Origin of the sequence: Methanosarcina thermophila TM-1, from assembly GCF_000969885.1 — an archaeon.
In the GTDB taxonomy this organism is placed as follows: Archaea; Halobacteriota; Methanosarcinia; order Methanosarcinales; family Methanosarcinaceae; genus Methanosarcina; species Methanosarcina thermophila.
This window is the reverse complement of sequence record NZ_CP009501.1, coordinates 2,572,543-2,587,159: the sequence shown is the minus strand read 5'-3', so window position 1 is coordinate 2,587,159 and position 14,617 is coordinate 2,572,543. Positions and strand designations below refer to the sequence as shown.

16 protein-coding genes and 1 tRNA gene are annotated in these 14,617 nt (G+C 43.9%); 2 read left to right on the top strand and 15 right to left on the bottom strand.

Annotation, left to right across the window (positions count from 1 at the left end; translation table 11 throughout):
* Positions 1 to 637 precede the first annotated feature (637 nt).
* The 11 genes from fni to MSTHT_RS11190 form a co-directional block, all read right to left on the bottom strand.
* Positions 638 to 1,735, bottom strand: a complete 1,098-nt coding sequence (gene fni / locus MSTHT_RS11235; protein ID WP_048167859.1) for a type 2 isopentenyl-diphosphate Delta-isomerase — start codon at positions 1,733 to 1,735, stop codon at positions 638 to 640.
* Positions 1,732 to 2,520, bottom strand: coding sequence for an isopentenyl phosphate kinase (locus MSTHT_RS11230; protein ID WP_048167858.1), 789 nt, complete (start codon positions 2,518 to 2,520; stop codon positions 1,732 to 1,734). The genes fni and MSTHT_RS11230 overlap by 4 nt, the downstream gene beginning before the upstream one ends.
* Before the next feature lie 96 nt (positions 2,521 to 2,616).
* Positions 2,617 to 3,522: a mevalonate kinase gene (locus MSTHT_RS11225; protein WP_048167857.1), complete on the bottom strand. Its 906-nt coding sequence runs from the start codon at positions 3,520 to 3,522 to the stop codon at positions 2,617 to 2,619.
* Between the two features lie 361 nt (positions 3,523 to 3,883).
* The gene (locus MSTHT_RS11220) at positions 3,884 to 4,681 is read right to left on the bottom strand and encodes an MEMO1 family protein (protein ID WP_048167856.1); all 798 of its coding nucleotides are present in this window, start codon (positions 4,679 to 4,681) and stop codon (positions 3,884 to 3,886) included.
* Positions 4,682 to 4,750: 69 nt separating this feature from the next.
* Positions 4,751 to 5,494 (bottom strand): 30S ribosomal protein S2, encoded by a 744-nt coding sequence (gene rpsB, locus MSTHT_RS11215; RefSeq protein ID WP_082086832.1) that lies wholly within the window; start codon positions 5,492 to 5,494, stop codon positions 4,751 to 4,753.
* Positions 5,495 to 5,564: 70 nt separating this feature from the next.
* Complete coding sequence (locus MSTHT_RS11210) at positions 5,565 to 5,747, bottom strand: DNA-directed RNA polymerase subunit K (protein ID WP_048167855.1); 183 nt, start codon at positions 5,745 to 5,747, stop codon at positions 5,565 to 5,567.
* Between the two features lie 113 nt (positions 5,748 to 5,860).
* A tRNA-Pro gene (locus MSTHT_RS11205) sits at positions 5,861 to 5,935 on the bottom strand.
* Complete coding sequence (locus tag MSTHT_RS14125) at positions 5,936 to 6,124, bottom strand: DNA-directed RNA polymerase subunit N (protein WP_082086831.1); 189 nt, start codon at positions 6,122 to 6,124, stop codon at positions 5,936 to 5,938.
* A 4-nt stretch (positions 6,125 to 6,128) separates the two neighbouring features.
* Positions 6,129 to 6,533 (bottom strand): 30S ribosomal protein S9, encoded by a 405-nt coding sequence (locus MSTHT_RS11200; protein ID WP_048167854.1) that lies wholly within the window; start codon positions 6,531 to 6,533, stop codon positions 6,129 to 6,131.
* A 13-nt stretch (positions 6,534 to 6,546) separates the two neighbouring features.
* Positions 6,547 to 6,969, bottom strand: a complete 423-nt coding sequence (locus tag MSTHT_RS11195) for a 50S ribosomal protein L13 (RefSeq protein WP_048167853.1) — start codon at positions 6,967 to 6,969, stop codon at positions 6,547 to 6,549.
* 10 nt (positions 6,970 to 6,979) lie between these two features.
* On the bottom strand, positions 6,980 to 7,360 hold the full coding sequence (locus MSTHT_RS11190; protein ID WP_048168551.1) for a 50S ribosomal protein L18e: 381 nt from the start codon (positions 7,358 to 7,360) through the stop codon (positions 6,980 to 6,982).
* Positions 7,361 to 8,030: 670 nt separating this feature from the next.
* On the opposite strand from MSTHT_RS11190, the gene MSTHT_RS11185 reads away from it, so the two are divergent.
* Positions 8,031 to 8,252, top strand: a complete 222-nt coding sequence (locus MSTHT_RS11185; RefSeq protein ID WP_048167852.1) for a hypothetical protein — start codon at positions 8,031 to 8,033, stop codon at positions 8,250 to 8,252.
* A complete protein-coding gene (locus MSTHT_RS11180; RefSeq protein ID WP_048167851.1) occupies positions 8,252 to 9,880 on the top strand; it encodes an alpha-keto acid decarboxylase family protein in 1,629 nt (542 codons plus the stop codon). Before MSTHT_RS11185 ends, MSTHT_RS11180 begins: the two co-directional genes overlap by 1 nt.
* Positions 9,881 to 9,986: 106 nt before the next feature.
* On the opposite strand, the gene MSTHT_RS11175 is transcribed toward MSTHT_RS11180, so the two are convergent.
* The 4 genes from MSTHT_RS11175 to MSTHT_RS11160 form a co-directional block, all read right to left on the bottom strand.
* The gene (locus MSTHT_RS11175) at positions 9,987 to 10,490 is read right to left on the bottom strand and encodes a DUF2240 family protein (protein WP_048167850.1); all 504 of its coding nucleotides are present in this window, start codon (positions 10,488 to 10,490) and stop codon (positions 9,987 to 9,989) included.
* A gap of 172 nt (positions 10,491 to 10,662) precedes the next feature.
* A complete protein-coding gene (serA, locus tag MSTHT_RS11170) occupies positions 10,663 to 12,234 on the bottom strand; it encodes a phosphoglycerate dehydrogenase (protein ID WP_048167849.1) in 1,572 nt (523 codons plus the stop codon).
* A gap of 147 nt (positions 12,235 to 12,381) precedes the next feature.
* On the bottom strand, positions 12,382 to 13,242 hold the full coding sequence (locus MSTHT_RS11165; protein WP_048168550.1) for an RPA family protein: 861 nt from the start codon (positions 13,240 to 13,242) through the stop codon (positions 12,382 to 12,384).
* Positions 13,235 to 14,599 (bottom strand): Single-stranded DNA binding protein, encoded by a 1,365-nt coding sequence (locus MSTHT_RS11160; protein ID WP_048167848.1) that lies wholly within the window; start codon positions 14,597 to 14,599, stop codon positions 13,235 to 13,237. Before MSTHT_RS11160 ends, MSTHT_RS11165 begins: the two co-directional genes overlap by 8 nt.
* Positions 14,600 to 14,617: the final 18 nt, after the last annotated feature.

The window sequence follows — 14,617 nt, the reverse complement described above, 5'->3', positions numbered from 1 at the left end:
GTACAGTCCTCTATTTCAGCCTATTCTTCGAGAGCTTATTCAATAACCTGTCTTGTTACAATTGGGTCTTTACTTACTGGTTTTTCTGCTCCTACTTTTATTTGTAGCTTCTTTCCTGCTGATTCTAACTAACCCATTCTTATATTGATCAGTGAATTCTTAATATTATGACAATTCTCTACAGTCGATTCCTGGGATGACAGTTATCATAGATTATTCCAATTACAATAATGGAATGTCACTTGATAATGAGTATTTCAGCCTAGATAACTGTAAAACAGATCTTCAGTTAATTAGTTTTACAGTAATTTATGAGAATAATTCCTTAATTATATTTATGAGAATAATTCCTTAGTTATACCGATCTCAGGTAATTCTATGTAACTGTGAATAATTTCCAGAAGCTCAGTTGGATTTAATTATCCGTGATAATCCTGAGTAAATTTCCACTGTTTTGAGAGTACAAACCCTTATTCATATCTTAACGATTTATTCCGAACATTACTTTCGTATCATGTATAAAGATTGTTATGGAACAGGCTTTTTAATGGGCATATCAGCTATTTGACTTTACCGGTGCAATGCAATTTTTGATACCAGATTACAGGTAAAAGTAGCCGGACATCTGTGCCACACTTTAAAATGCATCTCCTGCCACAGCATAGTCTTTTACATTAAAGCCGCGTTGACTCAAATACTCAAGGGTCCAGCCGGTAATAACCACAGGTGCCTTACGCAGATCCTCTATGCTTGCACAACCGCAGAGAAACATTGCAACCCTGAATTCATCCAGCATGCGGGAAAGAACCCTGACAACTGAATTTTTTCCTTCAAGGGCAGGTCCCACAAAAGGCAGGGCAGCACTTGCCGCACTGGCTCCGAGAGCAATAGACTTAGCGATATCTAATCCCGTTCTGATCCCGCCTGTTGCAATAATTGGCAAGGAGACCCTGGATTCTATAATGCTGGCAACTGTAGGAATCCCGAAGTCCCAGAAAAGTTCCCCAAGATGTTCCGAAGCTGAATCTCCACTTTCCCTTGCCCTGTAGACCTCAACGCCCGCCCAGCTCGTACCTCCTGCGCCTCCTACATCAATTGCGGATACGCCTGCCTTTTGAAGGAGAATGGCATCCTCCCTTGAGATTCCTGCTCCTGTTTCCTTAATGATTACTGGCTTGCTAAGTACAGAGCAGATCTCTTTTATCATATCGAGACAGCCAGTTGCATCTCTGTCCCCCTCTGGCTGGATGGCTTCCTGTAAGAAGTTCAAGTGGATGGCAAGGGCATCGGCATCAACCATCTCTACGAGTTTTTCAACTCCTTCAACTCCATACTCGCGAATCTGGGCAGCGCCCACATTCCCATACACGAAGGTATTGGGAGCTTTTTCCCTGACAATCCTGAAAGATTCTTCCTGCGCAGGGTCATCAATTGCAGCCCTCTGGCTGCCAACTCCTATTCCTACTCCCAGCTCTTCGGCTGCAGCGGCAAGGGCGGCGTTTACAGGAATAGTATCTGGATGTCCTCCAGTGATCGAAGCAATTAGAAAGGGAGCTTGCAGGCGCTTCCCCAGAAGGTTTGTAGACAGGTCAAGTTTATCCATATCGAGTTCCGGAAGCGCCCTGTGGATCAGGGTCACATCCTCAAAGCCCGCACTGACTTTTCGGGATTCAACCGGGCTTTCAGCACATAATTTCAGGTGTTCGATCTTTCGCTTTGAGGTCGTGTTGATCATACTTCTACCCTTTTATCCGGACTGATTTTGGTTCCTATGGATTCCCCATTCAAGAACCTATATGTGTTATTTCCTTTTCCGGCATTAAATATATATGATGTAATACAAGACGTTTTGCTAAGTTCCAGGAGTTCCTGTACCTTCCCAAGCATTCCGCCTGTAACATCAGTACTTCCCGAACCTCTTATGTGATGCTTGAAAGTCTCAAAGGTCTCAGGGGTGATCTCAAGTATGGGTTTTCCATTATTATCAAGCACCCCATCCTCGGCAGAGCCAAGCCCGAGCCGGGTAATCCTGAGTTCTTTTGCAAGATAGGCAACTATTTGGTCTCCTGAGAGCACGCACGCCCCGAGTTCGAGATCCATAACCATATCCCCATGCAGCACCGGGACAAAACCTTTCTCAAGCATGAGTTTTATATTGTCAAGGTACATGCTCTCGATCCTCCCATTCCTGCAAACCGTACAGCCCATAGGGTGTACAGCTATAGCACGGACTCCATACTCGTTCAGAGCATCTACCACTCTGGATGCAAGTTTTTTGACAGACTCATGTGTTATAATAACTCCTTCAGGATCAAACCCCATATCAAGTCCATATTTCTTGGCGTAAGTATGCCCAAAGGAACCTGCACCATGCACAATAATCATTTTTCCCCGGTATTCTGAAACTTCCTTTGCAATCCTAAGGAGGTCAGCTTCTCTTACAATCCCTTGATCTGCAGCTTTGTCTGTGATGACGCTGCCCCCAAGTTTCAGGATAACAGGTTCTGTTGAAACCTTCATGCCATATCACTTAATACCCTTTTAAGACTTCCAGCTTCGTTATTAATAATGTGAAATTATGAGATAAAACTCTAGCAAGCTCAAGGTTTGAGTTGCTCATTCTAACTTTAAGCCCTGCTCCGTGGGTTTTGTTATTATTGCTTTACCCCCTGCGTTTTCAATGGCTTCAGCAACCTGTCTACATTTGTCAGGTGCTGTAAGGGCAACCATACATCCCCCACCTCCACCTCCTGTAAGCTTTGCTCCGAAAGCTCCAGCTTTCCGGGCGGCGTAAATTAGGTTAGAGAGTTCATAAGTATTTACTCCAAGAGCATCCAGAAGACCCTGGTTCACATTCATAAGCTTGCCAATTGAAGGGTAATCTCCTGTCTGAAAAAAGGGTTCTGCGATCCTGGAAGTTCTTCCAATAACAGCCATGAGAGGCTCTACAACGTTAGGATAACTTTCACGGAGCTTTCTAACATTCGCTACAAGCTCTTTTGTGGAAGCGAAAACACCTGTATTCCCTACAACAATCCCGCAATCAGGAGTCCTCAACTTCCTCCTGTCGTTAATGCTCACAACTCCTCCAAATGTAGAGACATAGGTATCTGTAGGACTTGCAGCTCCTTGTACCTGGACTTCGATTTCATGCCCCATTTTAGCAATTTCTTCGAGAGAGAGACCGCAGCCAAACAGTTCATTGAGAGCACCTAGACTTGCAATTGTAACAGCAGCAGATGAACTGAGTCCTGAACCCACAGGAATATCAGAATCGACTTCCAAAAAAACCCCATCTATTGGTCGGATTTCCCTAATTTTTTCAATAGCTGCGGAGATATAAGGATGCTTCTCAAAATCAATCCCTGTTTGGCCAATCTCCGATTGAATTATTATAGAGTTGTGCAGTTCCGCTCGCACACGAGTTCTTAATTCAACTGCACATCCTATTGCGGTTTCACCATAAACAACCGCATGTTCTCCGAATAGATAGATTTTCCCGGGGGCAGAACATGAAACCATATTACTCCTCTGAAAATTGCAAATTTGATTGAAGCAGATAAGTAATAAATTTATACTTGAATTTGAAGGCAACTTTTTGAGTTTAATAATGATTCGTTTTTGAATGCAGGAGTGAATTTATTTTGAAGCGTGACAGTATTTTGAAACGTGACAGCGAATTTATTTATGAATTTACCGTTAATTTGTTTCCAGATGCTAAAATACTTCTTTTTGATGTTTGTCCTGTTTTACAAACCTATAATAAGTAGATAACGGTAAAAATTTATAAAAAATTTATTTGAATATGTAACTATCCTGCCGCTGTTTAATTAAAAATGAGTATGCTCCATCTCTCTGCAGAATTCCTTACTCCACAATTTCCTTACTCGACAATAATCGCGGCATATCCTACTACTGCACTGGTGTCTCCGGAAACATCTCCACTATTTGAATATTTAAGCAGTTCAGCCCGATTTGCACCAAGCTTTTTTGATGCTGTTAACATTGCAGCAATTGGCCCGTATCCGCACACAGAAGCGTTTTTCCTGTAAAGTTTCTCATACATTCCCGGAATGTCCAGGTTAAGGATAGTCCCTATAACTTCATTGTCTATTTCCCTTGCAACATTTGCAGGCTCGTAGTGAGTAAAATCGCTGGATGCAATGAAAGCCAATTTTTTCCCACTTTTGGAAGCAAGCTCCGCAACAAGGTTTCCAACCTCAACTGCGGTTTCTTCATCCTGCATACCAAGGCAGATAGGAAGGATCATGAAATCCTGATCAAAGCGATATTGAAGGAAAGGAAGCTGAACTTCGATAGAATGCTCGTATCGGTGTCCGAGCTCATCCAAGTCAACAATACTTCCTGATAGCCCGTCTGCAAGTTCACGATCAACCTCGAGAGATCCCAAGGGAGTTTTCCAAGTATCCGTGGACACTGATACAGGTGAGCCGTATCCCGTATGGTTGGGACCGAAAATGACATATGTATCGGCTTTAGGGAGAACTGCATAGACGTGTGCAGCTACCTTACCTGAATAAACATATCCGGCATGCGGGCAGATAGCCCCGAGGACATTTCGTTCCCGGATCTCCAGACCTTCAAAACATTGCTTGAGTTCTTTCTCTAGATTCTCAGGACGCAGGGGATAGAATTGCCCTGCAACTGCTGGTTGTCTCATCTATATCACCCATATAAGATATGAATCATTTTTATATAGCCTTGCAGTATGCAGGACTGCCTTTCAGAATCACAGAGGTGTTTCGAAGTCGTCCAATGAGTAATTGAAAGGAATATTATTAAGCCGTGCGACTTCCCTCGCAAGCAACCAGTAGACAAGAGAAAGTGCTTTTCTACCTTTGTTGTTTGTGGGGATTACAAGATCCACATTTGAAGTCAGGTTGTTGGTATCACAGAGTGCTACAATTGGTACTCCGATGCTTGAAGCTTCCTTCACAACCTGGGCATCGCCTGCAGGGTCGGTAACGACTACAATATCAGGTTCAAAGAAACCGTGAATCTGCGGGTTTGTAAGCGAGCCAGGAATGAACCTTCCAAGCATTGCTTTGGTACCGAGTGCTCTGGAAAACATCCTTGCAGGATGCTGCCCGTACTGCCTTGAAGAAACCACAAGAATTCTTGAGGGATCGTAATGAGACAATAATTTCGCTGCAGCTTTGATTCTTTCATCTGTTGACTGGATGTCAAGAACATATAATCCATCAGTTCTGACCCTGTATACGAAACGCATCATATCCTGGGTCTTTTGCTGAGTACCTATGTGAACACCTGCTGCCAGGTATTCGTCAATGGACACAAGGGATGTGGAACCCTCTTCTTTAACAGAAGCTGCTTCACCCTCGGTTTCAGGCACAGATTCGGATTCTGCTTCGGCTTCCTTTTCAGGTGCAGGTTCTGTTTCAGCCTCAATATTTTCTTCAGGCACAGGCTGTGCTTCATTTTCCTCCTGCCCTGTTTTCTCAATTTCCTCCATAAAGTCACCTCATAATATAGAATCAACAATAAAACACATTCGATATCTGAAAATGTATCCCACTGCGTTTTCAACTGATTTTACGTTTGACCGTGATAGGAATAACTCCGGCTTTCAACTCTTCAATAGCGATACTGAGAGGATCCAGCCGCCCGTCATCTTCCACAAGGACAGGAGCCCCCATTGCAATCTGCAATGATCTTGCACCTACAATTCGCGTCCGCTCAAACCGGGTATATTTTTCCTTGACCAACTGATCACCCTTAAACTTAAAAACGCTCCGATGAATTCCGATAATTGAGAATAATGAAAAGTTTGATATTTTACAGTACATGCCTTAAAACCAGCACCCTGAAAATAGGGAAATGGGACCGCTGAGATTCGAACTCAGGTTCCGGCGTCCCGAACGCCGAAGGATGGACCAGGCTACCCTACGGTCCCTTACTGGTACGGCGAAAACACATCAACGAGTTCAACATGGCTCAGCAACATTCTGCGGCAACAGTAGCGGGTGATCCCGAGATCATCCAGCACTACAGCAGCGGGTTCGCCATCATTGACACGTCTTTTGTACTCATCCCAATAGTTTGAGATTACTTTTCCACATGAGAAACATCGGACTGGGATCATATTTTTACCTGTAAGATTTCTGATATTTAGCCCTTGCTCCAGGACCACCAAAGTTCTTTGACTCTTTCTGCCTGGAATCGTTTACCAGTAGATTGCGGTCATAGCTTGCAAAGTTGTCTCTGATTACTGTGTCATTTGTCCATTCCACAATACCTCTGGCAACTGCGGTTCTTACCGCATTAGCCTGCCCGATAATCCCGCCGCCCCGGACATCTACATCAATATCAAGCCCGGAGACCACTTCGTCTCCTGCGATCAGCAAAGGTTCTGAGATCTTTATCCTTGCAAGCTCTGGAGTATATAGTTCGAGCGGAATTTTGTTGATCCTGACCTTACCGGTTCCTTTCGTGACTGTTGCACGTGCAGTTGCAGTCTTGTGCTTTCCAGATGAATTAATTACTTTGACCATAGGGACTCACCCTTTAGAACTTTGAACCCATTTTCCGGCTCACTTCACCAAGTTCGATATATTTGCTGGAGCTCAAACGTCTCATATCTGCATCAGGAATAGTGATTTTTTCAGCGTCCTTGAGTTCAGGGGGAACGCCTACATAAACTTTGAGTCTGGACATTGCGTCCCTGCCTCTTGCTCTCTTATAAGGCAGCATGCCTCGGACAGTCCTCTTAAGGATGCGGTCCGGACGCTTCGGGAAGTAAGGCCCGAATTCCTTGGATCCTCTCTCCCGGGCTTCCCGGTAATCTTTGAGGGTAGTAGCCCTTGAGCCAGAAATTACAGTTTTTTCAGCATTTACAATGTAAATCTCATCGTCTCCTGAAAGCAACTGTTTTGCAACCGTACTTGCAAGACGCCCCATAATAAGTCCATTTGCATCGATAACCGTCATCTTCGACACCTCAGCGGAAAATCCGGATACCGGATCCTTTCGGATTTGCTTCCATTATCTCCTCGAGACTCAGGCACTTGCCACCGGCTTCAGTAATCTTTTTAGCTGCTGATTCGCTGAAGTTTAGAGCTGCAACCGTTACAGGGTGGTCAAGAAGACCTGCGCCCAGAACTTTTCCCGGAATAAGCAGCACATCATCCTTTGCAGTGTGCCTGTTGATCTTACTTATATTTACAGCCGCATAGTTTCTGGACGGCATCTCAAGACGTCTCGCGATATCCTTCCAGATGGGGGCAGCGTTAGCATTTGCCCTCTCTTTCAGGGTAAGAATCAAGGAAACGATTCTTGGATTTGTTTTTCTTGTCAGTTTTACTAGTGATTTTTTACCCAATGCATGTTCCTCCGCAAGATTTGTATAAATCTCACTCACGCGGAAAAAATTCCTATCGCGTTCGAACATCGCTATAACTGCCTGTGCGGGACATAATCCCAGGAATGGCAAATTAAAGAACAAGCGATTAATCGGAATTGGTATGATGTGAATAACATTTCTAGTACATAAAGATTATGTGCACCCTTAATCTCAATTTGCTATAATCTCGGATAATTAAAAGTGTTTATTTCTTTTTCATCTACCTGTTGCCCTCTTAATGTTTCACAATTAAATCTCTGCGAATACACCCCATTAAAAACAACTGATATATTGCTGTGTAATTTCTGGTAATCCGATCATTTTAGATTCTGGTTCCCATCTGGAATTCCTGGTATTTTGATGACATACTGGTGTAATTCGGATAATTCGGGTAATTCGGGCAATTCGTTCACTGAATACCGGTATATCATTTATTAATTAAAAATCCAACCAGGCAGGTAATAAGTTTGGGCAGGACATAATGAGAAAGAAGCCCTATTTTATATTATTAAATGAATATACTCCCATGGGGCTGATCAGTTAAGGGAGAACTGGCAATAACCTGTTGAGCAAATATCTTGCCAGGATTTTATGTGTGAGTGGGCATTGAGAGTACAGGATTCCTTCATATAGATGCAACTAAAGTAGAATGCATATTAGCCAGGAGCCGCAAAACAAAAAAGACTCTATAATTAGTCCTGCCATGCTTGCTCTGTCTGCTCCCGATAACTGCCGGGAAGCCCACGTCAGTCCCTTTTTCAAGTCTATATCTATACTTCTCAAAATTAATGGACTGGACTTCTCAAAACTTATGAAAGCTGTACTTGATCTATGTGATGAAATAAGTAACTCAACCAGGGGGTACTATTAATGCCGACTGTTATTCAATATCTTCTGGGTAGATTAAAACAACTGGGAATAAGGGATATTTTCGGTGTGCCAGGAGACTTTGCGTTTCCTATCAACAATGCGATATGCGATGATAATGAACTTCGCTGGATAGGTTGTTGCAACGAGCTGAATGCTGCATATGCTGCTGACGGCTACGCTCGTATTAATCGTATGTCAGCACTGTCTACTACCTTTGGGGTAGGTGAGCTCTCGGCATTATGCGGTATAGCAGGCTCTTATGCGGAGAACAATCTGGTATTTCATATTGTAGGAATTCCGAAAATGCAGATACAGAAGAGGCATGCCATAGTACATCATTCGCTGGGTGACGGAGAGTACGGCACATTTATGGATATGGCTACGCCAGTAGTATGTGCCAGTACAATGCTTACTCCGGAAAACTGCGTTGATGAAGTCGAGCGTGTTATCGAGGCAGCCCTGGAAAATCGCCAGCCTGTCTACATTGCAATACCTCACGACTATGTGAATGCAGAGATTTCATCCCTTACGGCACCAAAGAGTGTGTTTGTAAAAAGCGATCCTGCCACTCTTGAAGAAGTGGTCTCGATTATTACAGCTAAGTTATCAAAAGCAAAACAAGCCTGTATTATGCCGGGCTTCCTTGTTGACCGATTTGGTCTTAAAGACCTCGCTATGGCTGTTATTAATGCTTCAGGCTTGCCTTATGCTTCTATGGCGCTGGACAAAGCCGTACTTGATGAGACAAATCCCTCCTACATGGGAATATATATGGGACAGCTTATCAATCCTGAAATTCAGGAATTTGTGGAATCCTGTGACTGCATACTTGCCATAGGCGTTGTCATGTCTGATATTAATATGGGCATGTTCACGGCAAAGCTGGATAAATCCCGAATTATCAATATCATGCCTTTCAGTGTCCATATAGGAAACACTGATTATATCAATGTGAAAATGCTTGATGTTCTGGAGGGACTTTCCAGAAGGCTTAATAAGCGTACTGATGTAAGGGGACCTGTGGCAAAACACCCCGCAGTTCCAGAGGTAAATGCCGAAGACACGATAACAGCTGACTATTTATACGCCAAATACGCCGAATTTTTTAAGCCCGATGACATAGTTGTAGTTGACTCGACCTCATCCTTTTATGGGTTACTACCTTTCCCTTTACCAAAAGGAGTTAAATTCCTGAGCCAGATGCTCTGGGGGGCGATAGGCTGGGCTACTCCTGCTGCCTTTGGCACTGCACTGGCTGCACCTGATAGACGAGTAATTCTTATGACAGGAGAAGGGTCACACCAGATGACAGTCCAGGAGATCAGCCAGTTTTACCGTTATGGTCTAAAGCCTATTATTTTCGTGCTGAATAATCAAGGATATCTGATAGAAAGAATGCTATCTAAAAAATTAGATTACTGCTACAATGACATTCCAGAGTGGCAATACCATAAGTTGCCAGAGGTACTTGGTCGTAATAACTGGATAACAAGAAAAGCCACCACCTGTGGTGAGCTTGATAAGATCATGAGAGAGCTGGATACTGCTAAGGTCGGCGCATATATAGAAATAGTTACGCCAGAACTCTCAGCTCCCCCACTTATGAGAGCAATTCATAAAAATTTATAAACTTTGTAGATTAAACCTTGAGGAGATTATAAGAACATCGGCTTAGAGGGGGGCTTCCATCAAATCTATTTGATTAATTGCCTATTTGATTAATTGCGGAGACTTATTAAAAAGAGATGCCGAGTACAGACCTAGCAACTCTTTCGAAGATTGCTTCTATACTGCATCCAAACTTTTTTCCGACAATAAGTGCTACTATTCGGACATCCACAAGGTAGGAAAGTCGATCCTGCATGGAGTTAATTTCCGAAACAAGTTTCTGCCGGTTTACTCCGGTATCTGTTGAGATAAATTCCAGAACCTGTTCGAGAGAAATTTCTTCCTTTTCCGGCTTTTCTGCATTGGAATTTTTCTGGATTTCAAGGAAATTCTCCGATGGCTTAAATGCATGTGGAAGCCGGATACTTTCCACATCGAAGCATGGCACAAGAGTTCCGGCTTTAAGGGAGAGAATGCCTGCTTCAAGAGCTTTTTCTTTTACCTTTGAGGCAATTTTCGGGGAGAACCATTTCAGGTCAAAAGCCAGGGAATACTCAAAATCTTTTTCTGAAAGAGAAGATGCAAGTGTTTTTTTAAACGGAACGGAAACTACTCGTTTAAGTTCTTCCATTAACTAACCCCTTAAATTGATACTATCAAGTAGAGCATGACAGCCTAACCTAAAGAAGCATAACAATTAAAATTAAACATTTTCAGGATAGAAATTCAAAAAATCTAAGGGCTCCGGCGCGGAATACTCACCTTAAACTTTCGCCGGAGTAAAGCCTTCCTGAAATTGGAATTTAGAGAGTTACAAGTTTAGCATCGAGTATTCCATCCACTTTTCTGACTTCATTAAGGATCGAATCAGGAACCTCAGAGTCTACGTTAAGAACCATCATGGTAACGCCTCCGATTTCTGACCTGCCGACCTGCATACCTGAGATGTTGATATTATTTTTCCCTAGTACGAGGCAGCATGGTCCGATAACATTGGGTCTGTTAATATGTTTGGCAAAGATCATACGACCTGCAGGGAAGATATCAACTCTGTCTTCATCGACGGCAACGATCTTCGGTTCATCCCCAACAACGGTGCCTGCAACCAGTTTAGCCTGTCCATTGTTGCTAAGCTTGATACTGATGGTGGATGAATACTCCTCAGAGGATTCGGACTTGCTCTCCACAACTGCAATCTTTCTGGACTTTGCAAGGGCAGGAGCATTGACATAATTTACTCCGGAGCCAAGTGCCATCTCAAGCAGCCCTTTAAGTGCAGAAACTGTAAGAGGTCTAGTGTCCTTTCCAGAGATCTCTCCATTGTATCCGATTTCTACCTTTTCGTAATTTCCATCTACAAGCTGCCCTGCAATCTTGCCCATAATCTCCGAAAGCCTGATGTAAGGGGCAAGTACCGCCATAGCTTCTGGTTTTACTGATGGGATATTGATTGCGTTCTTTGCAAGCCCGCCTGTGAGGACGGATACTACTTCTTTTGCGATGTCGATTGCCACATTGACCTGAGCTTCCTGTGTAGAAGCTCCAAGGTGAGGAGTAACTATCACATTGTCAAAGTTCAGGAGAGGGCTGTTAAACGGAGGCTCCTCAACGAAAACATCTATTGCAGCACCGGCCACTTTTCCGCTTTCAAGAGCTCTTGCCAGGGCGTCTTCGTTAATGATTCCGCCGCGAGCGCAGTTGATAATTCTAACACCGGGTTTCATTAGGGCGAATTGTTCTTCATCAATAATGTTCCTGGTTTCTTTGGTGAGAGGGGTGTGCACTGTAATGTAGTCGGCTTCCTTTGCGATTTCGTCAATTGTAGCCAGCTTGACTCCAAGTTCTATTGCCCGTTTCTCGGAAATAAAAGGATCGTACCCCATAAGGTTCATTTCAAGCCCTAAAGCTCTCTTTGCGACTTCAGAACCGATTCTTCCGAGACCTATAATTCCCAGGGTCTTGCCTTTGACCTCAACGCCCATGAATTTATTGCGTTTCCATTCCCTTGATTTCAGGGAAGCATTTGCCTGGGGAATATTCCTGGACATTGCCATCATCATAGCAATGGTGTGCTCAGCTGCCGAGATCATATTGCCTTCGGGAGCGTTTGCCACAATAATGCCTTTTTTAGTAGCTGCGTCCACATCAACATTGTCAACGCCGACCCCAGCTCTCCCGATAACTTTCAGTTTGTCGGCAGCCTCGATAATCTTTTGAGTAACCTGGGTACCGCTGCGTATAACAAGAGCATCGTAATCTTTGATTTTTTTCACCAGCTCTTCTTCTGAAAGCCCGGTGATAACATCAACCGTAAAGTGTTCTCTTAGAATCTCCAACCCTTCATTGGAGAGTGAGTCGCTGACCAATACTTTCATTTCAATTTCTCCAAATAGTACGATAAGCATGAGATATTAAATTGTAACAGAAAATACCAATCAACTTGATTACACTTAAGCGTTATCACACATACTTAGGAAAATTCTGTTCTTTCTGTTTCTATTATGGATTTTCTTTCTGCACAATTATCCTACAAGTCTTATTATTCCGATCTTCGGTTCGTAACATTGTCCGCCTGCAAGCAGTATACGGGTGACCTCTTCTACAACCTGCTCAGGAATGCCTCTGGCGACCGCTTCTTCCATAAAAGTTGCATAATCCACTCCTTTGCTCCCACCCATTTCCTTGAGCAGTTCGAGCACAAATTCCTTCTGGTCAGCTTTGGCGCCTGTGCCTCCATCGAAATCAAGAGCTTTGAGCCCTTCCCTGATGGAAGTCCGAAGCAGTTTTATAAATTCCTGAGAAACATCCTTTTCAAGCGCAATGGATATTCCCTGAGCAAGCTCAGAGGAAACACCTCTCTCTATAAGGTATTCCCGAAGTTCTTCTCCATGATATCCGCTGGCAAGAGCATCAGAAAAGGCTGCAAGCCTATCAACGGTCTGTTCTGCGGTATCCACAACCCATCTGTTGCGGATTTCCTCATCCACAACATTTGCCTCTTCAGCCCGAATAGAGACGAAAACTGAGCCTGGCTCGGGTTCGTAAATCCTGGCTTTTCCTGTAAGGGCAATGAAAGCAGGAACCTTTACCGTCGAAAAGAAGATAGATGCTTCAGGCTGGTACTGCCCTGCGTATACTGTAAAAGCTCCGGTAGGATCAACAATCCTAGCTTTCCACATCTCCCCCTGTGTCCCGATATTGTCAAGCTCCGTGACCACACCAACCACAAAGACACGGTTAAGAATCAGCCCAAGCGGGCTAATTAGAAAGTTTGGAACTTTTGAATCCAGGGCTTCAGAGTCAGATCTTGCAGCTTTCTCAAGTTCTCTACAGGCTTCGAATTCCTTTGCAAAAATCCGTTTTGCAACTTCTCGCTTAAGCAAGATAAATTCCTCCAGTGGAAGAGCATTCACCCTGTTTATTCTCTTCATCCGGTCCGAGCCTGCGAAGCAGTTCCACTACCCTGACTGCAAGATCATCTTCGGGTATCCAGGCTTTTTCAGCTACAAAAGAAATTCCATATTCACTTTTTGAAGCGTTGCCTCGTACTGCGAGATAGCGACCTGTAAGAAAGCGCCTTAAATCTTCATAGACCGCATCCTTAGAGACGTCAGAAAACATCAGCTGCTCGGCTTCTTCAAGGGTTTTTCCATAGACGATTTCTGCAAGTTCTCTTGGAAACATAACTGACATTGAGCCTGTTCCATCATCCAGTATGGCTTTGATCCGCATATCCCTTATGCCTTCGACCTTGCCGTGCACCCTGCAATTTCCTTTCTGGATTACACGACCGCACTCAGGGCAGCGGGAGATAATGCCTGAACCTGGACGGACTGAGACCACATTGCCTGCTGCGGCTACATCAAACATACTTTCTCTTGAATTGATATCTTCTATTTTGATGGGAGCAGGATCTTTTACTGCGGATTCAAAGGTAAACGCAAGGTTTTTTGCTTCTTCTGGACCAACCTGGGAGACTTTTGTGCTGTTGAGGATATTGACTGACGGCATACCCTTGAACATCCGAATCTGGGCTCCTTCGATTCGGATAATGCTCCCAATATCAATGCCTGGCAGTTCAACCCAGGCTGTAAAGGGCAGCCTTCCAGTCTCATCAGCAAGTACGCCTGAAATCACTCTGGACTGGCGTCCTTTTACAAGCACTTCCCTATGAGAGAACTGAATCACACAGGCTACGGTATTTACGGAAAAATCCATGGCTCCGATGTCAATTAACTTCTTTGTCTGGCTTCCTGAGAGTTCGGATAGAGAAGGAAGTGTAGAATCAGGTTCTTTTGACACAAGAGATTGTTCTCCTATAGAAAGCCTGATCCTATTTTGCCAAACGCGTGTATACGCGTTCTTAATGTTAATTACATCCCCAACCGAGCCAGGCAGCTCTTTCCAGGAAGAAAACAGAACTGAGCCGGTTTCGTCCGCAAGAACCCCAGTGTAAAGCCTTGAGGAGCCTTTATTAGTCCCTTCCTGCGGGCGGATTGGCTTTTCCCCAAGGTCAAGAATTCTGCCTGTGAGCTCGAAATTTTTAAGGTTGGCAGACAGGTCCTTTATTTTCAGAACTTTCCTTTTTCCTCCGAACTTGCGGAGAATAGTCTCTTTTGCAACATCAGGCGGCACGCGAAAAGCAATGAGTTTCTCAAATTCTGCCCGGATGCCAGTCTTTTCAAGGTCTCCAAGCGCCCTGGTTAATTCTTCAAGATGGGGCGCAATTTTCTCATCCATTTTTAGGCCTCCATTAGA

Bases quoted from the DNA above. Each gene is read 5' to 3' on its own strand.
- MSTHT_RS11200 (WP_048167854.1), bottom strand. From the start codon at position 6,533: ATGGTCAAAGTAATTAATTCATCTGGAAAGCACAAGACTGCAACTGCA.
- MSTHT_RS11195 (WP_048167853.1), bottom strand. From the start codon at position 6,969: ATGACGGTTATCGATGCAAATGGACTTATTATGGGGCGTCTTGCAAGT.
- MSTHT_RS11185 (WP_048167852.1), top strand. From the start codon at position 8,031: ATGCATATTAGCCAGGAGCCGCAAAACAAAAAAGACTCTATAATTAGT.
- MSTHT_RS11160 (WP_048167848.1), bottom strand. From the start codon at position 14,599: ATGGATGAGAAAATTGCGCCCCATCTTGAAGAATTAACCAGGGCGCTT.
- MSTHT_RS11180 (WP_048167851.1), top strand. From the start codon at position 8,252: ATGCCGACTGTTATTCAATATCTTCTGGGTAGATTAAAACAACTGGGA.
- MSTHT_RS11230 (WP_048167858.1), bottom strand. From the start codon at position 2,520: ATGAAGGTTTCAACAGAACCTGTTATCCTGAAACTTGGGGGCAGCGTC.
- rpsB (WP_082086832.1), bottom strand. From the start codon at position 5,494: ATGGAGGAAATTGAGAAAACAGGGCAGGAGGAAAATGAAGCACAGCCT.
- serA (WP_048167849.1), bottom strand. From the start codon at position 12,234: ATGAAAGTATTGGTCAGCGACTCACTCTCCAATGAAGGGTTGGAGATT.
- fni (WP_048167859.1), bottom strand. From the start codon at position 1,735: ATGATCAACACGACCTCAAAGCGAAAGATCGAACACCTGAAATTATGT.
- MSTHT_RS11220 (WP_048167856.1), bottom strand. From the start codon at position 4,681: ATGAGACAACCAGCAGTTGCAGGGCAATTCTATCCCCTGCGTCCTGAG.
- MSTHT_RS11225 (WP_048167857.1), bottom strand. From the start codon at position 3,522: ATGGTTTCATGTTCTGCCCCCGGGAAAATCTATCTATTCGGAGAACAT.
- MSTHT_RS11175 (WP_048167850.1), bottom strand. From the start codon at position 10,490: ATGGAAGAACTTAAACGAGTAGTTTCCGTTCCGTTTAAAAAAACACTT.
- MSTHT_RS14125 (WP_082086831.1), bottom strand. From the start codon at position 6,124: ATGATCCCAGTCCGATGTTTCTCATGTGGAAAAGTAATCTCAAACTAT.